The following is a 19,561-nucleotide window of genomic DNA, read 5'->3' on the forward strand; positions in this document are numbered from 1 at the left end:
TTGGTTGGTATTCCCTTTGCGTTGCAAACGCTAGGCTCGGTCATCCTCGTTGGGTTCTGCTAAACGAGGACGAGGTGGAACATAAGATTTAAGATTAATAGCTTCATCCTTTCTACGAATACCCAATGCACTCTAACGCCAAGCTATGATGAGTGGGGATTAGAATGCACTAATCTCTCGTCTCGCACATAGCCACGCCTTGATTTAAATTTAAAACTTGTGGCGGACTTTCCAATCCCCACGAAAATATCCTTACAGATAAAACCCCATTCATTCATAGCATATGTTGGCGATCGTCTATTTAAAGTTTTCAAGGTCAGTAGTTTGCCTCAGATAGATATCTGAAATACGATCAACAAAATTGTCCGTCTGGTAATCTAATTCTCGAAGCAATTCATTTACTTCCTTCTTTTGCTGTTTCGTAATTGTACAATTTGAATTTCTCAAACACCTTAAAAGGTTTAATACTTTTTGATGAGCTACATAAAACTTACCATGGATAGATTCTGGTTGTTCTAAGTCAGGATTGTCTGTTTCATAGTTGTTGAAATAATAAGACTCCTCATCATTTACCAGCCTTCTAATTTTATTCTGATTGATAGTTAACTTGACATTCCAATCTTCAACTGTTTCGAAATATTTTCCCCAGTTCTTATTTGCTGTATTTAAGTCTTTTTGTACAATATTTATGTACACGTTTTGTAGTCGATAGAATCTTAAATTAATTAGATCGGATAGCTCTTCCAGTGCAGCCTGTCCATTGTCCAACTTTCTTCTTAAAATCTCAAAACGCTTTTCTCTTTTCCATTCTGCTAATTGACGTTCCTTTTCAAATTCTGCTTGTTTCAACCATGATTTTTGCTGAACTCTATCCGAAATGTAAGTTCCGGCAATAGTTGTCAATCCAAACCCTAGAATGAGTAGGAAGAAATTGCTATTTAAAAATGTCCATATTTTTTTCATCCTTGAAGTAATGATCGCCAACAACCGGATAACAGCCATGCACTTTATCTACCTTATGAATAGTGCACTATATACCCGTTTGTAATTGTTTATAAACGTTTAAAAAATGTTCTTTCTCTCGAATACTTACTGCAGGAAGCAGGCTGCTGACCTGCTTGGTTGTGCCAAACTAATGTATCGACAGCAAACATCCCAGCCCGCCCTGCGATTCATCGAAAAATCAAATGCGCTCTTATTTAGGTGCAATGGGAGGTGACGGTATCCCTACAATCTGGATGGATCTCGAAGCTTATACTCTTCTGACATGAGATAGGCATTTCAAAAATCGCAAACCCCACCATCTGAGAAATTCTTTGGGCATCACCGTCAAGCCCTTCTTCTTTCCTCATGATGTTTCTAATTGATTTTATGATAGATGTTATATTGCTCGTTTAAATCTTTTCAATTAATTCTGTTTTTAACCATTCAAAAGCGGCTGCTTGATTATATGATATGCCGGATCTCAATAATGCTTCCATGTCTTCTGTAAAATCAGCATCATTTTCTTTTTCTTCAATGTTTAGTACGAATTCTTTTTTACTTGGAGGTCGGTTTCCAGTCGCAAAAGTTATGTACTCTTTGAAGCATGCAATTATTTTTTCAAAGTCCAACTCTAGATTTTGTCTAGCATAGTTTAAATCGAACAAATCACGCCCTTTACTTCGTTGATAAAGTGCTCGTAGCTTTGTTCCTAAAAGTTCATTAATGTTATAAGTTCTTATTTCTGTTTTCCCTGAAAACCATTCACTCCTAACCTCGAAAGGAAAGTCTACCCATTCCAGAATATTGAAGTGTTCCTTGCAATTAATTTCAAGCTTTAGCCGCATTCTGATTTCTTCATACTCTGAAGTAAATCGATATAAAGCTTTAGCTCCATGCCCCCCAATTTTCGTTTTTCTATCTTCTTCAAAAAAGGTGACTACTTCACCAATTCTTTTCATGATTGGTTTAATAGGACCAGGCTGTATTTGAACAAGGTCAATATCCTCAGAGTATCTTGGAGCAGGGTTTAAGTACAGTTTGTGAAGTGCTGTGCCTCCTCTAATAGCAAGATTCGCCTTTAGAAAATCATCTGAGAAAATTTCTACTAATGTTCGACTGATGACTAGGTCTTGTTCTACCTGAGCAAATTCCTTCCATGGAGCATGGTTTTGCCATTGTGCTATGTCAGGCTTAGGAATCATAAGTCACTATCCATTTTAATGTTTACATCCACCTTCCACCTGTTGTCAACCGCTCCAGCTTTCTGATTTGTTTTTGGAGAGAGCAATACTGGAAAATATTTATTTGTTTTTAGATGTTCCCAAATAGGCTGAGTCAATGTCTCGTCTACTTGCATTTCTTCCAGTATGAAACCAAGTCTTTGTAAGGTGCTTTTATGTGGGTACCAGGTTAAGAGATTTTTAATATCATCTTGATTTATCTCTTCCGATAGTTCTTCCAAAACAGCTAACATCCTATTGATCCCTCCCAATTTGGATTGATGATGAATTAAGTCAACAGATGTGAGGGCTGGGCTGGAGATTTTGAAAATCCCTGCATCCGATTTTCTTTCTTGAATATTTATGTTTGACCACTTAGAAGCAGTGAAAAACCGAATTTTTAATTCCTTTTTTTTGATGTCACCCATTTTGGGCTTTTCTATCATCACATATTCTTGTTGAGATTGTTGATGACTGGCTCCATGAAATTTTGCTGCGGTATAAAACCCCAAATAGTAATTGCGATTCAAGCTTTTGAAAAGCTTTTCAGCGTATAATTGGATAGGGATTTTTCCTTGTTTTGAGTATCTAGGTGGTATAATTAAATAGAACCCTTTTCTAAAGTTTACTATTTCTCGTTTTTCTATTAATCTGGCAAGTTCAAATTTTAGTGAAGTTCCTTCTCCATCAGTATTTTTTGCTATTTCTTCAAGAGAAAAGGAATAACTCTCAATTGACAAAAGATGCTTGATGAATTCTTTAGCGTTCACTTTAGTATAATTTTTACAAAAGTAGCAAAAAATGCTACTTATCGAGAATTATAACTAAGATTCATTGGCAGGATGTAAGATTTTAGCTCTTTTGGTTTTTTAGGGTGGGATTTGTGTGTTGGAAAAAACCAAATGTGCTAAAATATGTGTTGAGTTTGCGTCACGGCATGAAACCTAAATTTGTACAATGCGCACCGTGTGTATTAAACCTACTATTTTAATGGATAATGCGAACAGTTCGCATTATTTCTTTTATCTCTCTCGAATACATACTGCGGGAAGCAGGCTGCTGACCTGCTTGGTATCACCAAACTAATGTACCGACAGCAAACATCCCAGCCCGCCCTGCGATTCATCGAAAGATCAAATGCGCTCTTATTTAGGTGCAATGGGAGGTGACGGTATCCCTACAATCTGGATGGATCTCGAAGCTTATACTCTTCTGATATGAGATTGGCATTTCAAAAATCGCAGACCACACCATCAACTTGTCTACCTAGACGAATGCATTGCTAAGGAGTCCGGTTGGAGAGAAGTAAAAAGTAGAAAGCACCGTCATTTCTCAGCAGTAGATATCACGGTCGAGTTGCATTGAAAACAGTCAGAAAGCACTGAGAAATAGGACCGAGCAGCATCTGTTACCCACCGCTATATTCTCACCATTTTGATATAAATTTTTTCAGTTGACAAGTCCGCTAATACGAATTGTTCAGGAATAATTTCGAGTTTCTTAACCATATCATGCCGTTCAATTCTAAAATCAGTTTTGGTTCGCATATTTCTTGAGGGAGTCATTAGCTTAGTTATTGCCTGGTCAGTTCGTTCTCCTAAGTCCAAAATTCCGATAAACTTGAAGTATGATTTCGTATTGGAAATTCTCTTTTTTCCATTGACTAGTTTTCTTGCATCATCCAATATTGAGTTCCATTGAGCTGCTTTATATTGATTGCCGTTGTTAATCGGCACTATGCTTTTTATTTCAGCAATAATTCTTTTTTCGGGCAATTCAATATCGTATCCATTAGTGTTAGGTTTGGTCTCTTCAACTTGGTCAATTAAGAGTTTGTGTTCAGCAGAGGTTAATCGTATTGAGTTGGAAAGCCAGTTGGCAAATGCGGAAGTGGTCTTTAAAGTCAAAATGTTATTGATATTCGCAAGTGCTGCTTTCAGTTGAATTAATTCATCTGGAGTTATTCGTGAGTAATAGTCCTCTGAGGTTCCAGTTAGGCCATGTAAAAATTGGTTCAGTTTATTACTTAAATCTTCAGTTCTAGAATATTTGGCCATCTTGCTGTCAGGTTGCGAATGTGGTGGGTAATGCCCAGATATGGCACGTGCCTCTGGACTTTTTAAATATCTACTTAAAGCATCGGTTTTGCATTTCAGATTCAAGTGACTCAGTAGAGGCATGTACTATATCGCCTATTGGGCTGTCGTTATTTTCTCTATCGCCGCAAATTCCTTTGCTTTGGCCTTTGATTCTTCCTCAATGTCAAAATCGTCTTGAAGTCCAAGCCAGAATTTGGGAGATGTTCCAAAGTATTGACTCAATCTCAAAGCAGTATCAGCCGTAATTCGTCGGTTCCTTTTCAATATCTCACTCACTCGTGTCTGAGGGATACCAAGGTCTTTTGAAAGTCTGTAAGCCGTAATTCCCAATGGTTTCAGAAACTCTTCCGAGAGAACTTCACCAGGATGTATGTTCGGTAGCTTTTCCATTTCATCTATTTTTTAGTGATAATCAATAATCTCAACTTCTTGGGTATTTCCATCTTCCCAGATGAATATTATCCGCCATTGATCATTAATTCTGATGCTATAAAAATCTTTCAGGTTCCCGCTTAATTTCTCAAGTCTGTTTGAAGGAGGAATCCTTAAATCAGCTATGTTCGGGGAGTTATTAAGCATTCTTAGCTTTCTTCTTCCTACAGTCTGAATTTCCAGGGGCCACTTTTTCACTCGTTCCCCGTTCCATACTTTCTCAGTCTCCTTAGAACCAAAAGATAAAATCATACCAACGCGTTACGTTACTAACGTCAAAAGTAAGTAAAAGTTCCGGAGAATAAAAGGAAAATTGCTCCAAAGTAATGCAATGCAGCCCACATCCGAATATAAGCAATGCACTATATCTACATTACATTCAGCGCTCTATATATCCGTTTGTAAGTAGTTTATAAACGGTTATAAAAATGTTTTCTCTCTCTCGAATACATGCTGCGGGAAGCAGGCTGCTGACCTGCTTGGTTGTGCCAAACTAGTGTATCAACAGCAAACATCCCAGCCCGCCCTGCGATTCATCGAAAAATCAAATGAGCAAACGCTCAACTCACACATCCTCGTTGCAATCCGCTAAACGAGAACGAATGGGGAGTATGAATGGAATATGAACAGAAATGTATTATAAAGAATATAGAAAAGTGTAGTTGCAAACTACACTTAGGGGGGATTTTCTATGGGTTTGATTTCGTCATTCTCATTACAAGCGTAGCGTAGAATCAAAGTCTGGCCAATGCATCCATTTAAAGCTTTCCTTATCAACTTTAGTTTATATTTTGATTGCATCTATAGTTCTAAAATCAGACTCGGGATAGAGCCAAAAGGTTGAAATTTGTGCCCTTTTCCCAAGACTGGTTTTGAACCTTTGAATTATTCTTTCTTTGGTGAAGTTACATCTTTGAACCGCAACATGTCCCATAATCGACCGGAGGCTCCCAGATAGTACCCTGTTTCATGCTCGTAAGATTTAGGGTTTTTAAACGTCCCAAAAAGCATATCTATGATTGGCAAATCCGTGTAGTTATGTGCATGGACACCTTTGGCATGATGAACGGTATGGCTTTCCGGACGTTGAATAATGTAACCCAGCCATCTCGGTGTGTTAATATTCGCATGCTGAAAAATACCCATAAATGTGAGTACAAGAATAACAATGGTAATGGCCTGTGGCGAAAGTCCCATAATTAGTGCAAAGCTTACAGACCCTACCAAAGACACCCCGATCATGTCGTTGAAGCTGAACATAAACGAGCTGGGTACATCCAACCTTTCAGCGCTGTGGTGAATTTGATGGGATACCCGAAACAGAAAATCAGACTTATGCATTGAAATGTGCCACCCATATTGAACTAGTTCAAATAAGAATACGCCTAATAACACCTGAAGCCACAAGTTCATTGTGCTGAAATCCAACAACTGATAAGAGGCAAAAAAGTCATCCCATACCAAAGGTATGTAAGTAGTGAAAAGCAAATAGACCATAAAAAAGCCCACTCCTTTAAGCTTCCAAAATTTAATTTTGGGTAGCTGCCTGGCGGGAAAAAAGGTTTCCCAGAGCATTAGTCCGCCGAAAATGACATATACGACGACAGAAACTGGATCCATTAGGATCTCTAACGGTGTTGGTAATTGTGAAATGAATTCTTCCATTTTAATTGATTGAGTTTGGTTTATTTCTAATATATCTATACAGACTAGACGGTGCAAAAATAAAATTTATTTTCAACATACCAACTAGTCTGTTTAAATTATTTATTTTAGCTGTATGGGAAGAGATGGAAAACCGACAAGGGACAAGATATTAGCTGTGTCAAAGGCTTTGATATATGAAAATGGATTTGCAGGTACATCTGTAGATGCCATACTTTCTAAAACCGGTATCACCAAGGGTGCATTTTTTTATCACTTCAAAACGAAAGCTGAGCTCGCACTTGTTCTTATACATGACTTTGCTGAAACTGACCTAAAGGAATTAGACCGTGTGCTGAACGATACCAATCAATATCTTGACCAGCCAAAGCAGCGATTAATAGAATTTGTTCAACGTTTTATCAATATGTTTTCCGGCCTGGAGGAACCTCCTGGTTGCTTGTATGCGTCAGTAAGCAATGAGCAAAATCAATTCAATGACGAGATCAAAAAAGTGGTCAGCGATACGATGCTCAAGTGGCGGATTGCTCTCGAAGATATGATCGATAAAGTTTTAGAGAATCATGATACTGCGATAGCCATAAATAAAGAGTCTCTCGCCGATCAATTTAACGTTATCATCGAGGGAGCCTTTATTGTTTCCAAAGCCTTGAATGATCCTACTCTAATAGCCAAGCAACTCGTACACTATCGAAACTATCTTGAATTACTATTTAAGACTTAAGGTTAAGATTTTAGCTCCAGGTGATAAAGGAGGTACGGAAACACTAAGAAAATTATTAGTGTTGTCACATAGCATTTACACTAATCAAATACAGCCCAATTGCTTTTTTTTTGGGGGGGGTAAATTAAGGTGCAAATAATTATCCATTTTCGGATGATAAATGATTATCCCAGCCCGCCCTGAGATTCATCGAAAAATCAAATGAGCAAACGCTCAACTCACACATCCTCGTTGCACTCCGCTAAACGAGGACGAGTGGGTGCAAATCTCTTTATCAATTTTTTATTCTGGGAAGCGTCCAAATTTATTTGTTTCTTCCAACGAATCATCCCAACTTGCTTTGTTTGAGATAAAGATATGTGCATTAGGTCTTTGTTCTAATTTTGTATCTAAACAACCTGCTGGAACTACTAAAAGTTTACCGTCCATTTGCAAATTGGGCAGAGCTGAACCGCAATTTGTACAAAAGGCTTTCACATGATTACTCTTGTGTGGTTGAAATATTTTAATTTCAGTTTCCGTTTTCATCCATTCTAGTTTAGCTGTAGAGGAAAACAAATTCGCAGCATGAGCAGACCCTGTGTCTTTCCTACAATATCTGCAATGGCACAAATAAAAACTCTCAAAGTCACCTGTAACTTTAAATTTTATTCCCTTGCATAAACAAGAACCCAAGTATTCCATTTGATAAGTGCCTTATTAAATTTATTATTTTAGTTGAAATCCATTTTCTTGTGATTTCTATTTTTTCTGGCTTACACTTCCAATCTTTTCTTTAAGCGGCGCGTCTCTCGGTTAAATTAAGCACAATGTCGAGCTAAAAACCGTGGCTTGACCTCTGTTAATTTTGCTAAAAGTATTCGATTCGAGAGCAGTTTGCAAGTAGTGCAATAGAGGCATGTGCTATAATTACATGCTATCAATACAGCAGTTTTAAACCATAAGTCATGGGTCGGGCTGTTGCATGCTGTTCGTATCTCTATCAAAAAAGTGCTTGAGGAATATGCAACGCCGTATCAATGTCATTGGCCAATTCTTCCAATACCGCTACATCCTCCAGTTTTCCCGATGAAAATGAGAACAATCCGTTTTCATTTTCCACCGCTAAGTACAGTTGCCTATTTTCAAAAGACATCATGATAGGACGATCAAATTTTTGATTCAAGCTAACCACACGCTCCATAATCGACGAAGACAAAACATAGCGAGCCTCTACCTGATCCGTCCCATATACAACGAACCTTTCGGTAAATCTCGGATCCTCCAGATGCACTTCCTGTTCTTCGCGAAAGTTAAAGCTGACCCATCGATCTAGTTTCGCTTTCTGATTTTTAGGCAACACCACCGTGTGTCCATTCAGTTTCTTTTTAAAATTCAGCCAGCAGAACATACCCCGGTAAGAATACTGGGTATTGTCTGCCAACTTTCCCGAAAATAGGTTCTTAAACACATTTTGGTATAGCACCCCGAACATATTCAGGACAGGAATGTGCATGAGGGTGTTGAGTAGTTTGTTGGCCACATTGTTTTCAGCAATGCCAAGGTCGGTGATGTTAACCTCCGTGTCGTTTGTCTTGCTTCTGATCTGCCCATAGCTATAGATGGGTGCATCCTCTTTTATCCAGGCGAAAAGTTTGCTCCTGACGACCTCTTTGGCCGGGCTCTTGGCACCTTGCGTAAATTCGACCATAGGAAACAATCTCCTGACCACTCTGGCCATAGTTTCGTCTTCCTTGATTTTAAACTTTTGAAAAGCCCTGGCAAACACCAATGTGGTAGGATACAAGAGCACCAACATCCCTCCCAACAGGTACATATTGATATAGGGATGCATGGCATTGGGCCGAAGGTGTTTCAGCAGAGAGAAGAAACCCTTGTCTGCATCAGGGAGATATCCACTGCCCAAAATCAACATCATAAACACCAGATAAATGCCAAAAACACCCCACATGATTTTCTGATAAAAGAGGGTTTGTCTCCTCTTTTGGTAAAGGGTGTTCAGGACTTCACGGGTTTCCGTATAGACGGTCTGTAGCTGCTCCATCACCTTATCGAGCGGGCCAATCTATGGTGTTCCAGGGGCTGTTGTCGTCTTCCAGCACTTGTTTGTAAAGGTGGAATACTTCTTCCTTGTAGGTGTGGTAGTCCTCTCTCATATCCAGGGCAAAACCAAGGGCAAAACTCTTTCCAAATTCCTCCCAGGAAGAGAAGGTCTCTAAGGCCAACTTTCTTGCAAAACTGATCACCTTCCAGGCTTCTTCCTCTGAGATGAGCTTGGCCGTAAATGCCTTGCGCGCCTGCCCCGTTAAAATAGCGGCATCATAACCCGCAACACCCAGCTGCATTTCGGAATCAAAAGTGAGAATCCCTTTTTGCTTTAACACACTCAAAGTTTCACCTGTACTCAAGTGCTTCAAATAACGCTCAGCACGTTCGTTTTGACCAAATTTCCCTTCCATCAATTGGTCCCAATTCTCCTTTGGTTCATTTTGAATCATGTGGAATATAAAATCGAAATACCAACGGCGACCATCTTTCATAAAATACTCGGTAAGTCCCCAGTACCCCTCTGGGGTGTCAATGCCCCAGCCTTCCAAATAAGGCTGCACCTCTTTTGCAGTCAAAAAGGACAAGGTATTTGAGTCCGCTTTCCACCACTCTGAAATAGGCGTGTAAAACGCCACGGCAAAGAGCTGCTCATCGTTCAGCTGGCTGTTCGGCGATCGGTTAAATTTGGCTTTGACCAGGTCCGGGGCATCATATTCCTCTTTCCCGATTTTGAAATAGCGATAGGCGTAAGAGGCGGCAGCTATAGCGAAAATGACATAGCTGTACCAGGGTAAGTTTTCTAACATTGGATAAGTGTTTAGTTTAACAGTTGATTAATATGAATTTCTTTTTGATCCGATTGGGGGATCTCTAGTAGTTCGTGGGTTCGATCCTTTCGAATGCTGGCAATCATGCTGGCGGGAAACATTTGTATGGTGTCGTTATATCGGGTCACCGCAGCATTGTAAGCCCGACGAGCGGCAGAGATTTGATCTTCAATATCTGATAGTTCAAATTCAATATTGGAGAATTGCTTATCTGCCTTTAAATCAGGATAGCTTTCTATACTGATGTTTAACCCACTCATTAGATGAGTCAACTCATTGGAGGCCTTGATTTTTTCATTGGCTGCTGAGGCGTCATCCACCTTACTGCGCAGTTCAGTGATGCTCAGTAGGATTTCCTTCTCATGAGCCAGGTACTTTTTCAGCATAGCTATGAGGTTTGGAATCAGATCGAAACGCTTTTTGAGATAGATCTCAATGCTTCCATAGGCCTGTTGCACCTGATTCTTTTTGGCGATGATTCGGTTGTTGATCATGATGCCTATGATGGCAAGTAGCACCAGAGCCGAAGTGATGATTATGATTTCCATATCCGTTTTTTTTTAAATGCTTATTTCTTGAAATTTCCACTCGAAGGGTTTCCCCAATGTTTTTATTGATTTCAGTTGTTGCAATTCGAACGCCTTATTCAGTACTTCTGAGTCTTGTTCCTCGGTGTCCTCATTGAGGGTCGTGCTTATGATTTTCATGGTTCTGTTTTGGAAATCAATGCTGTGATCAATTTCATCACCAGTACCCCGATGGTGTTCACTTCTCTCAAAGCCTATGAGCTCAAAGGCCTGATTCTGATATCTGAAACTGTACTGGTAGAAGGAACTGGACCAGCTACCTGCACTGTACCACAGATGGAATTTTATCTGCAGCTCTCCATCCGGGAGGATTTGAAGTCCGTCAAATGGCTCATCCATCGTAGGCGCATCGCAAATGATGATGAACTCATCGGATTGCAGCACCTTTTCCAAACTTTTATCTGCTTGACCAAAGTAGATGCCAAGCACTCTTGGATTTAGATCAAGGGTATCAATGCCTAATCCATCATTGTATTCAATGTGCTCTTTCAAAGTGTTTTGGAGGGCAAAAGCCAGGTCTGGATAACCATCCTGGTTCAGGTCTCCCGATGCCTGTGACAGGACGCGCCATCCGGCTGGAATTAGATCATTGAATTCCTTGCCATGGAATGGTAATTCCATCGAATCATTCTGTGCTTTGAGTCCCAGGACTGAAAAGATCAACAGGTAGAATACCATACACACTTTCATCCTCACAGTCCTATTGGTCATGCTCATACTTAATACCATTAAATTTCAGTACCTGCGTTTCGGTGCTTATCTGTTCTTCATAGTCGCAATCTCCCTGATCGTCCACGTAATTGGTCGTGGCGGTGATCTCGTTGTTGACCGTAAAGTCGAAAAGACCTTTGCTCTTTGTAGAATCCATACTTAGAGTCTTTTCTTCACGAACAAATTCACCTTCACAATCCGTATCCCATTCACCGTTGTACTGCATGACAGGATAGTTTTCCAATACTCGTCTTAGATCATCCTCAATTTTCGTAAAGAGCGAAAGTGTTTCATGTTCATAGGGATTGGCTCGGGACATCCCAACGAAAGAAACCCGTACACCGTAGGCTTCTTTCTCCTCAGAGACCTGATACAGCGCAGAGTCAATTCGTATTTCTTTTAGCTCAACGGCATCTGATACCCAAGAGCTATTCGCAGCACCTTCATAGAATTGGTGTGATATATTCCCTGATCTGGGATCCACGAGTACAATGTGGCTGTTGAGTTCAAAATATTGTTCAGCTTCATCCACTATACCTGGGATGACCAGAATGGCTTCATCGATTCTAAAAGGGTGTTCCTGAATTGCTATCAAATCCGTTTTGATTTGCACCCAATTCAATCGAAGGTCCGTCAAAACAGCGTCTATCAGTGTAAACTCCTCAATGGATTCATTCAAGATGCCAGCGCTTAATTTTTCAAATCTTCCATCTGTTCGTATTTGATATACCGTTTCTTCTACCTCTTTGGACACGTCCCAAAAGATCCGATGGACTGTTAGTCTGTTTGGAGAGATGCGAGAGACTATTCGAGACATGCCCTCAGCTATTTCATCATAAGCCACCACTCGATGTGCTATAATGGCACCTTCCTGATCATAGTTGATCAGCACCGTTTCCATTTCATTGTCTCCCTTTTTTATGGTGACCACAACTGTATGAAAGTCTGTGGATAAGGGAATTTTGTAGTTGGAAATAGCCTTGTAGTTGTGGCTTTTTGTATGGAAATCAGGATAAATTTCCTCCAACTTCAAGGTTTTGACATCTACCTCAGTATAATCTCCTTCCTCGATGAAACTATCAAAATTGGTAACCTCTATTTGAGGCAAACTTTTGACTTTGGATTGGGCAATGACCTCATCAAATGTTTGCGAAACGGCTTTTTCGATCACCGTATCGCTCACTTGCTGGACCGTGCTGTCTGGCTCAGTGATTTGTATTTCTGTAGTAGCTGTTTGCTTTTCTTTGCCTTGCTGACCACATGAAAAGAAAACCAACAGGATGATTAAATGTGCGTATTTCATTTTATCTCTTTTTCGATTAGATAACATCAATGACCTTTTCCAATAGATAGTGTACGATGACCACAAACGCGGTAATAGCCATGAGCACTACCAAACGGGTGGCCGTCTTTTTCGAACTGTTGTTCATTTTTTTTCTGAGGTAGAATATATCCGTCAGGACAAAACACAGGGCTATTACGCTACCTACGATGCTTCCTACATACATCAGTCCGAAATCATAAAACACATGGAGCAGAAACCCAAGTCCTTCTTCGGAGGAGTCATTGGATCCTAAAACAAGTCGCATATAACCAATGCCCAGAAGCAATGATAAAAGCGTCCAAAGTGTGTAGGTCCATATATTTTTAAAACTGCGCATCTCTTCAGAAGTTCTTTTGTGTTTTGTGATTCACCGAAACTAAACGGCTCAGACGATCCTCTTTCACAAATTCACCTTGATCAAAATAGCTTACATCTCCGCAGTAATAAGTGGAGTCTGTTTCGCAGGTATCAAAATAAAACTCCGCCAACCGATACTGGGTGTACATGCCCAGTTCTTCTGAAACAAAACCTCCCAGATCCTCCTCATTTTCTAAAAAATAAGCAGTGCCTGCATCTTGAAAAATATTGAATTGAAAGCCTTTGCTGTACTCATAAAATAAGACAGATTGTTCAGAGATGTAGACAGGTTTATTACTTCCAATAATTTCACTTTTTAGGTATTCGATGGCTTTTTCACGGATAGACTGGTTACGCACCATCGGGTCTTTGACAGGATTTTTTACCAGGTACAGATTCAGATAGACCTGAGACTGTACGAACTCCATCTTCTTAAAAAAGACCTGGTTGATCACCTCCCCAAGTGTAACCGCTACAATTAAAGCCAGAAAAATGACAAGTCTCTTTTTCACCGCAAAGATCCATTGGCCCAATCTAAAAGCTAAAAACCCCAAAAAAAGGAGCAAAAAAACCAAAATAAAGAGGATGACTACTTCCATGCTTTGTCTATACTACCAGCTGAACTCCATATCATTTTATCAGCATAAAGATGCACTAAGCGAGTTTACTATGAAATAGCTAATGTCGATGTGCCAAGTTCTAACCCATATGCGATCAACCTTAATCAATAAGCGTCATGAAGGGCGACCTAACCAGAGCTTTATACTAGATGGCTAGTGGCTGTTGTACTCCAGAAATGTGGCCAGGAATGCTTCTTTTTTTCGGGAAGAGACGGGAATCCTTTGACCATTTATTAAATGGATAATGCCCGTCTTGTCATATTTATCGATGAATTTGAGATTAACCATAAAAGACTGGTGGGGCCGGGTAAAATTCACCTTTTCAAGTCTTGTTTCATATTCTTTTAAAGGTTTGGAGGCTATGTACTTTTTAGCATTGGTTAAATAGAAGGTGGTATAACCTTTGTCTGATTCGCAGTATAATAATTCATCTAGGTTGATCACTTGAAAACTATCGCTCAAGGATAGCACTAGTGTAGCGTCATTCTGGTACCAGACTTTTTTGGCTGTGGTTATTTGCTCTTTTTGTTGGGTTATGGGAGTGGCCTTTACTTTTTTCAGCGCCAACTGCAGCTCGTCGATATCCACAGGTTTCAATAGATAGTCCACTGCCCCTTTTTTCAAGGCTTTGAGTGCATACTCCTCATAAGCTGTGATAAATATGGTTTTGAAATCAAGATGCTCGGTCTGATCCAAAAAATCAAAACCTGTCCCATCTGTCAGGTTAATATCCAAAAACACAAGTTCGGGCTTGCAGGCATTGGCAACTACCACGGCATCTTTTACCGAAGCGCATTCTCCTATGATCTCCATTTCGGCATCCACCGTTTTCAGAAGATTTAACAACCCTTTTCGGATGTATGCCTTGTCCTCAACGATTATTGCTTTCATTGATGCTCAACTAGTTTATATGGAATAATCAAAGAGACCTGGGTTCCCTGCGCTTGATACTTTTTTCTGTCCTCTATGGATATGGTTCCAGGTAGGCGTAGTTCTTTGCCCAGAAGTTCCAACCTCTCACTAGTAATGATAGTGGCCAGGGAGTTCTTGCGGGTGCCGGATTTTTGCACAATCGTATCAATCCCAATTCCATTGTCAGTAATGGTACAGTTTAATTCATTTCCTATCCACCTCAGGTTCACCTTTATTTCGCAATGTTCTTGACTCGACCCAAAGGCATGTTCAATGGCATTTTCAATAAAGGGCTGAATAATCATAGGAGGAATGAGCAAGAGGTTGCTATCTATACTTTCATCCACCACCAGACTATAATCATAGGATGGGTCGGCATCTATATTCTGTAAGGCCATATAAATATCGATGGCTTCTAGTTCCTGGATTAAAGGAACCATCTTATCCCTTGAATTTTCCAGAACGATACGGAGTAGTTTGGAGAATTTTGATAGGTAAGTAATGGATTTATTTTCTTCCTTGCTTAAGATCATTCCCTGCAAAACAGATAAGGAGTTAAAGATGAAGTGGGGGGTCATTTGCGATCGCAGCAGTTTTTGTTCGGTTACGATTTGTCGGTTCCTGGCCTTAATGGCGTTGAATTTTTGATAAAACATCGTAGCTCCAGAAATAATGGAAAGGATGAGGATGCCGATAATAGCCCAAAGATAATTTTGCCTCGAGTTGGCCAGGTCCTGCGATGTGGTCAATACGGTTTGGGTGAGTTTTAATTCACGGATATTGGCAGAATCCAGTTGCTGCTTATACATGTACTCATATTCGAGTTGCGCCACTCTTTCAAAGTTCTCTTGATTGAAAAGGCTGTCGTTCAACAGTTTGAACTGTTGGTGGCTTTCGAGTGCATTTTTGTAGTTGCCCGTTGCTTCATAAATCCGGGAAAGGATTTCCGAAGCTTCTTTTTGATCCTCCAAAAAACCGGATTTTTCCGAAATCTCCTGTGCACGGAGCGCATTATTCAGAGCAATATCGTATGCTTTTAGGGTCGTATATGTTTTAGCCAGTCCGATATAAGCCGCACTGACTGCAGCCTTGCTTTCAATCTCCAAGCCACTTTTCTTTGCCTCAATGAAGGATTGAATGGCCGTCTCATAATTTTTTAATGCCAAATTAGTTGTGCCGATATTATTATGAATATAAGGGATCACAGTGTTTATGCCTGCTTCTTTGCTCAATCTCAGGGCCTTTGCATAGTGACTGAGCGCACTTGGGTAATCTCCGGTTTCTTCATATATCGTTCCAATCAGGTTTAGTGCTGTGCAGATTCCTTTCTTTTTATTGTTGTGTTCGTCGATTTCTAAAGCCCTTTCATAACACTTCATGGCCTTGTCATAGTTTTTCTGCGTCTGATAAATTAGCCCCATATTGGTTATGTTATTGACTATGCCCAGGCTATCTCCGAGTGCTTCATTCATGTACATAGATTGTTTGTAGTGCTCCAGAGCAAGCGGGTAATTGCCCTGCTTATCGTAAACTGTCCCCAGGTTATTCAGACTATAGGCAATACGTTGCTCATTCTCATTGGCTTCAGCAATGGCAAGTGCTTTTTTTAGGTGAAAGACGGCTTGATCAAACTCACCTAAATCCTGATAAAGGCCGCCAATATTAATAAAGGGTGCGGAAAGGTTTTTACCTCCTATTTTCTCTTCGATCTTGATGGCTTCTTTGAAGTAAAATATCGCTTCTCTAGGCATACCCTTATAGCTAAGGGCGATGCCCATGGCATTGTAGCAGTTCGCGATCCCTGCTTGGTAATTAGCAGTTTTATACCATTCCAAGGCCTCATCGTAGTAATCCAACGCTTGATCATAATTCGATTGAATGGCTTCTGTAATACCTCGGATGTAGATGCTTCTTGCCTGCCCTTTTTTAAAATGGATGACATCCGCAATAGAATCCGATTGATCCAAATATTTCAGGGTAGTGATGAGGTCTTGACTAAAATAGGAAAACGCCAGTTCGTTTAAAAGATTCACCCTAGTCGTGTCATATGTAGCATGTAGTGACAGCTCCGATTCAAGACTATCGATTTTGGAGCGCTGCGCATGTGATTGACCAAGAGAAAGCAACAATAGAGACCAAAAGAGCAATGGTTTGGAAATCAAATGCCCTAATTCCTTTTTTTCTAAACTGACTTTGTTTGCGGGTAAGAAGTTGGTCAATGGATTTGTCATGTAGTAAATATGAGCATTCGTCAGTAAGTAATGGCTAACCTACTTGTCCTACCAAACTAATGGATCAACAGCAAACATCCCAGCCCGACCCTCGATTAGTCGAAAAATCAAATGCACTTTTCTTTAGGTGCAATGAACCCCCTAGGGACTGGCATGGAGTGTAAGGATGAGATCTAAAATCTAATAGAAGTGTAGCCCCACCAGGGATTTTTATCTATTTGTTTTACAAACACTTACTAAATATTGACAATAACAAAAGGTAAATCATTTCTTACTTTCATTATCGATTGCGATTTACTTCAATAGAAGGAACAAAAAACCAGATAGAACAAAGTCTATCTGGTTATACGATTATTACAATCTATCTATAAGTATGATTGTCTTACCAATGCCTCATTTAAAAGCTGAGGCTACATTTTCGGTCTGCATTCTTCTGTAAAAGGCATAGTAGAGTCCTCCGCAGAGCAACCATGCCGGTAAAGTGAATAAAGAAAGAAATACCCCGGTCGAAACCGACAAGAGATAAAATCCCCCTGAGGCCATCAGCCAATTGATTGCCGAGAAAATCGTACCGCTCATGGAGCGATACGATTTCGGTCTTGTTTATATCAGCAATATCGTCTTCCCTTACTTTTATTGCATTTACTTATCTCAAGAAGGCCTCAGCCATTCCTCCGTCTACATTGATTGTATTGCCCGTGCTCTTATCCAAGATAGCCGCTAGCGCAAAAACCGCGTTGGCGATATCCTCTGGTCTGATGATTTCATTCATCAAGTTTCTTTTGGCATAAAAAGCGGGTAGCTCCTCCACAGTGATTCCGTAAGCCTTGGCTCTACCCTCTGCCCAGGCCCCTTCCCAGATTTTGCTACCTACGATCACGCCATCTGGATTCACGGTGTTCACTCTGATTTTATCACCTCCAAATTCTGCCGCCAGAAGTCGCGTCATATGTTGTTGAGCTGCTTTGGCTGTACCATAGCCTACATTGTTTTTACCCGCTACCAGACCATTCTTACTCGCGATATTGATGATATCACCACCAAAGCCCTGGGTTTTCATAATAGCCGTTCCTTTTTGTGCCATATTGAACTGGCCTTTGACCAATACATCCTGAAGCAGATCCCAATCCTTCTGGGTTGTTTCTTCTAAGGGTTTTGAAATCGCTAAACCAGCTGAATGCACAACAATATCCACTCCACCAAATTCAAGACTAGCAGCTTCAAAGGCCTCTTTTACAGAATCTGGATTGGCAACATTGCATAGGCCAAAGGCTGAAATGTCACGTTTGTATGTCGCATTCGCCTCGATCAGCCTTTCCTCTTCTATATCAGTCAAAAACACATTGGCTCCCTGCTCCGCCAGCTTGTCGGCTATGGCTTTTCCGATACCTCCACCAGCTCCGGTGATGATAGCCACTCTTCGAGACAAAGGTTTTTCGGGAGGCATTCTCTTCAGTTTATCTTCTTCCAGGAGCCAGTATTCGATATCGAATGCTTCCTGTCTTGGCAAAGCAGTATATTCTGAAATAGCCTCTGCCCCACGCATCACATTGATGGCATTGAGGTAAAATTCAGAAGCGACTCTTGCAGTCTGCTTATTTTTAGCAAAAGTGAACATCCCGACCCCCGGATATAAAATCACCACTGGGTTCGGATCTCTCATCGCCGGGCTATTGTCTCTTTTGCATGTTTCGTAGTAGGTAGCGTATTCCTGACGATACTGCTCAAATGCCGGAGTGATCTTCTCCTTCACAGCCATCGGATCAGTGAGGTCATCATTGGCTCCCAGTTCCAATACCAATGGCTGAATTTTGGTTCTCAAAAAGTGGTCTGGACATGAAGTACCTAATGGTGCCAGTTTACTTAGGTCTTGTGAGTTGACAAATTGCAATACTCTTTCGTCATCCGTAAAGTGACCAATCATCTTTTGCTCGCTCGAGCAAAGCCCTCTTAGAACTGGAGACAACAGTGCAGCCTGTTGTTTTCTTTCTGACTCAGGCAGACTTTCCATTTTAGTACCACCGAATACTTCGCGGTCCTTTCCTTCCCTATCAGCAATGTATTGAGAAGCTGCCTCGATTACTTCGAGACTGTTCATGTAGCATTCGTAGCTGGTGTCACCCCAGGTAAACAAACCATGGCTACCAAGCACAATGCCTCGAATACCTGGGTTATCATTCAAACACTTTTCTAATTGTAGGGCCAGGTCGAATCCCGGTCTTTGCCAGGGCACCCAACCCATTTTATCTCCCCAAATTTCTTTTGTAATGGCTTCACTATCCTTGGCTGCTGCCACGGCAATCAAAGCATCCGGATGCAAGTGGTCGATGTGCTTGAAAGGAAGCAAACCATGCAAAGGCGTATCGATCGAAGGAGCCTTGCTATCCAAATCATGTAAACAGTGATAATACAGCGGAACGATCTCATCTTCAAATTCTATCCCTATGTAGGCGTTCTTCAAGCCATGCAGCTTGTCAACATACAGACCTGCAATCCCATCTCTTTTGAGTGTACCGATGTCTCCACCAGAGCCTTTGACCCAAAGCACTTCTCTCTCTTCTCCTGACAATGGATCCTTCTCCATGGTCTTGCAGGATGTGTTACCTCCTCCATAATTGGTCACACGAAGGTCTGCACCTAATACATTGGATCTATAAAGAAACAAGGCAACCTGATCATCCCCTAGCTTCTCTGCTTCGGACTCCTTCCAGAGGTAGTCCACATATTTAAACTCTTTGGTTTCCATTTTGCTTTCAAGTATATCCGAGCTCATTTTTTACACATTTTGATACGTTATTATTAATGCATTTACGAATTTA

Annotated in this window: 19 protein-coding genes; 1 reads left to right on the forward strand and 18 read right to left on the reverse strand. The window is 40.6% G+C overall.

The window, feature by feature from the left end; translation table 11 throughout:
• Positions 1-297: 297 nt before the first annotated feature.
• From N7U62_RS11945 to N7U62_RS11975, 7 genes are all read right to left on the reverse strand, one after another.
• Positions 298-963 carry a hypothetical protein gene (locus tag N7U62_RS11945; protein ID WP_264138206.1) on the reverse strand — a complete coding sequence of 222 codons (666 nt, stop codon included), beginning with the start codon at positions 961-963 and terminating at the stop codon, positions 298-300.
• Positions 964-1,394: 431 nt separating this feature from the next.
• The gene (locus tag N7U62_RS11950; protein WP_264138207.1) at positions 1,395-2,186 is read right to left on the reverse strand and encodes a nucleotidyl transferase AbiEii/AbiGii toxin family protein; all 792 of its coding nucleotides are present in this window, start codon (positions 2,184-2,186) and stop codon (positions 1,395-1,397) included.
• Positions 2,183-2,974, reverse strand: a complete 792-nt coding sequence (locus N7U62_RS11955) for a type IV toxin-antitoxin system AbiEi family antitoxin domain-containing protein (RefSeq protein WP_264138208.1) — start codon at positions 2,972-2,974, stop codon at positions 2,183-2,185. Before N7U62_RS11955 ends, N7U62_RS11950 begins: the two co-directional genes overlap by 4 nt.
• 648 nt (positions 2,975-3,622) lie before the next feature.
• Positions 3,623-4,384, reverse strand: coding sequence for a hypothetical protein (locus N7U62_RS11960; RefSeq protein ID WP_264138209.1), 762 nt, complete (start codon positions 4,382-4,384; stop codon positions 3,623-3,625).
• A 12-nt stretch (positions 4,385-4,396) separates the two neighbouring features.
• Positions 4,397-4,693, reverse strand: a complete 297-nt coding sequence (locus N7U62_RS11965) for a HigA family addiction module antitoxin (protein WP_264138210.1) — start codon at positions 4,691-4,693, stop codon at positions 4,397-4,399.
• 12 nt (positions 4,694-4,705) lie between these two features.
• Positions 4,706-4,987, reverse strand: coding sequence for a type II toxin-antitoxin system RelE/ParE family toxin (locus tag N7U62_RS11970; protein ID WP_264138211.1), 282 nt, complete (start codon positions 4,985-4,987; stop codon positions 4,706-4,708).
• Positions 4,988-5,620: 633 nt separating this feature from the next.
• Positions 5,621-6,400 (reverse strand): sterol desaturase family protein, encoded by a 780-nt coding sequence (locus tag N7U62_RS11975; RefSeq protein ID WP_264138212.1) that lies wholly within the window; start codon positions 6,398-6,400, stop codon positions 5,621-5,623.
• A gap of 115 nt (positions 6,401-6,515) precedes the next feature.
• Here N7U62_RS11975 and N7U62_RS11980 point away from each other — a divergent pair, with 115 nt between their 5' ends.
• Positions 6,516-7,124, forward strand: coding sequence for a TetR/AcrR family transcriptional regulator (locus N7U62_RS11980; RefSeq protein ID WP_264138213.1), 609 nt, complete (start codon positions 6,516-6,518; stop codon positions 7,122-7,124).
• Positions 7,125-7,406: 282 nt separating this feature from the next.
• Here N7U62_RS11980 and N7U62_RS11985 read toward each other — a convergent pair whose 3' ends face one another.
• From N7U62_RS11985 to N7U62_RS12035, 11 genes are all read right to left on the reverse strand, one after another.
• A complete protein-coding gene (locus tag N7U62_RS11985; RefSeq protein WP_264138214.1) occupies positions 7,407-7,808 on the reverse strand; it encodes a GFA family protein in 402 nt (133 codons plus the stop codon).
• A 298-nt stretch (positions 7,809-8,106) separates the two neighbouring features.
• Positions 8,107-9,168 carry a DUF3137 domain-containing protein gene (locus N7U62_RS11990; RefSeq protein WP_264138215.1) on the reverse strand — a complete coding sequence of 354 codons (1,062 nt, stop codon included), beginning with the start codon at positions 9,166-9,168 and terminating at the stop codon, positions 8,107-8,109.
• 4 nt (positions 9,169-9,172) lie between these two features.
• Positions 9,173-9,979, reverse strand: coding sequence for a DUF1266 domain-containing protein (locus N7U62_RS11995; RefSeq protein ID WP_264138216.1), 807 nt, complete (start codon positions 9,977-9,979; stop codon positions 9,173-9,175).
• An 11-nt stretch (positions 9,980-9,990) separates the two neighbouring features.
• Positions 9,991-10,548, reverse strand: a complete 558-nt coding sequence (locus N7U62_RS12000; RefSeq protein ID WP_264138217.1) for a LemA family protein — start codon at positions 10,546-10,548, stop codon at positions 9,991-9,993.
• A 12-nt stretch (positions 10,549-10,560) separates the two neighbouring features.
• Entirely contained in the window at positions 10,561-11,304 is a 744-nt protein-coding gene (locus N7U62_RS12005) for an FG-GAP repeat protein (RefSeq protein WP_264138218.1), read from the reverse strand.
• Positions 11,288-12,601, reverse strand: a complete 1,314-nt coding sequence (locus N7U62_RS12010) for a PA3715 family protein (protein ID WP_264138219.1) — start codon at positions 12,599-12,601, stop codon at positions 11,288-11,290. Before N7U62_RS12010 ends, N7U62_RS12005 begins: the two co-directional genes overlap by 17 nt.
• A gap of 16 nt (positions 12,602-12,617) precedes the next feature.
• Positions 12,618-12,959: a hypothetical protein gene (locus tag N7U62_RS12015; RefSeq protein ID WP_264138220.1), complete on the reverse strand. Its 342-nt coding sequence runs from the start codon at positions 12,957-12,959 to the stop codon at positions 12,618-12,620.
• A 4-nt stretch (positions 12,960-12,963) separates the two neighbouring features.
• Positions 12,964-13,578 (reverse strand): hypothetical protein, encoded by a 615-nt coding sequence (locus N7U62_RS12020; protein WP_264138221.1) that lies wholly within the window; start codon positions 13,576-13,578, stop codon positions 12,964-12,966.
• A 174-nt stretch (positions 13,579-13,752) separates the two neighbouring features.
• Entirely contained in the window at positions 13,753-14,490 is a 738-nt protein-coding gene (locus tag N7U62_RS12025) for a LytR/AlgR family response regulator transcription factor (protein WP_264138222.1), read from the reverse strand.
• Positions 14,487-16,742, reverse strand: coding sequence for a tetratricopeptide repeat-containing sensor histidine kinase (locus tag N7U62_RS12030; RefSeq protein WP_264138223.1), 2,256 nt, complete (start codon positions 16,740-16,742; stop codon positions 14,487-14,489). Before N7U62_RS12030 ends, N7U62_RS12025 begins: the two co-directional genes overlap by 4 nt.
• 646 nt (positions 16,743-17,388) lie before the next feature.
• On the reverse strand, positions 17,389-19,515 hold the full coding sequence (locus N7U62_RS12035; RefSeq protein WP_404818021.1) for a bifunctional aldolase/short-chain dehydrogenase: 2,127 nt from the start codon (positions 19,513-19,515) through the stop codon (positions 17,389-17,391).
• Positions 19,516-19,561: the final 46 nt, after the last annotated feature.

Origin of the sequence: Reichenbachiella ulvae (assembly GCF_025833875.1) — a bacterium.
Taxonomy (GTDB): domain Bacteria; phylum Bacteroidota; class Bacteroidia; order Cytophagales; family Cyclobacteriaceae; genus Reichenbachiella; species Reichenbachiella ulvae.

Bases quoted from the DNA above. Each gene is read 5' to 3' on its own strand.
- N7U62_RS11945 (WP_264138206.1), bottom strand. From the start codon at position 963: ATGAAAAAAATATGGACATTTTTAAATAGCAATTTCTTCCTACTCATT.
- N7U62_RS11950 (WP_264138207.1), bottom strand. From the start codon at position 2,186: ATGATTCCTAAGCCTGACATAGCACAATGGCAAAACCATGCTCCATGG.
- N7U62_RS11960 (WP_264138209.1), bottom strand. From the start codon at position 4,384: ATGCCTCTACTGAGTCACTTGAATCTGAAATGCAAAACCGATGCTTTA.
- N7U62_RS11965 (WP_264138210.1), bottom strand. From the start codon at position 4,693: ATGGAAAAGCTACCGAACATACATCCTGGTGAAGTTCTCTCGGAAGAG.
- N7U62_RS11970 (WP_264138211.1), bottom strand. From the start codon at position 4,987: ATGATTTTATCTTTTGGTTCTAAGGAGACTGAGAAAGTATGGAACGGG.
- N7U62_RS11975 (WP_264138212.1), bottom strand. From the start codon at position 6,400: ATGGAAGAATTCATTTCACAATTACCAACACCGTTAGAGATCCTAATG.
- N7U62_RS11980 (WP_264138213.1), top strand. From the start codon at position 6,516: ATGGGAAGAGATGGAAAACCGACAAGGGACAAGATATTAGCTGTGTCA.
- N7U62_RS11985 (WP_264138214.1), bottom strand. From the start codon at position 7,808: ATGGAATACTTGGGTTCTTGTTTATGCAAGGGAATAAAATTTAAAGTT.
- N7U62_RS11990 (WP_264138215.1), bottom strand. From the start codon at position 9,168: ATGGAGCAGCTACAGACCGTCTATACGGAAACCCGTGAAGTCCTGAAC.
- N7U62_RS11995 (WP_264138216.1), bottom strand. From the start codon at position 9,979: ATGTTAGAAAACTTACCCTGGTACAGCTATGTCATTTTCGCTATAGCT.
- N7U62_RS12000 (WP_264138217.1), bottom strand. From the start codon at position 10,548: ATGGAAATCATAATCATCACTTCGGCTCTGGTGCTACTTGCCATCATA.
- N7U62_RS12005 (WP_264138218.1), bottom strand. From the start codon at position 11,304: ATGAGCATGACCAATAGGACTGTGAGGATGAAAGTGTGTATGGTATTC.
- N7U62_RS12010 (WP_264138219.1), bottom strand. From the start codon at position 12,601: ATGAAATACGCACATTTAATCATCCTGTTGGTTTTCTTTTCATGTGGT.
- N7U62_RS12015 (WP_264138220.1), bottom strand. From the start codon at position 12,959: ATGCGCAGTTTTAAAAATATATGGACCTACACACTTTGGACGCTTTTA.
- N7U62_RS12020 (WP_264138221.1), bottom strand. From the start codon at position 13,578: ATGGAAGTAGTCATCCTCTTTATTTTGGTTTTTTTGCTCCTTTTTTTG.
- N7U62_RS12025 (WP_264138222.1), bottom strand. From the start codon at position 14,490: ATGAAAGCAATAATCGTTGAGGACAAGGCATACATCCGAAAAGGGTTG.
- N7U62_RS12030 (WP_264138223.1), bottom strand. From the start codon at position 16,742: ATGACAAATCCATTGACCAACTTCTTACCCGCAAACAAAGTCAGTTTA.
- N7U62_RS12035 (WP_404818021.1), bottom strand. From the start codon at position 19,515: ATGAGCTCGGATATACTTGAAAGCAAAATGGAAACCAAAGAGTTTAAA.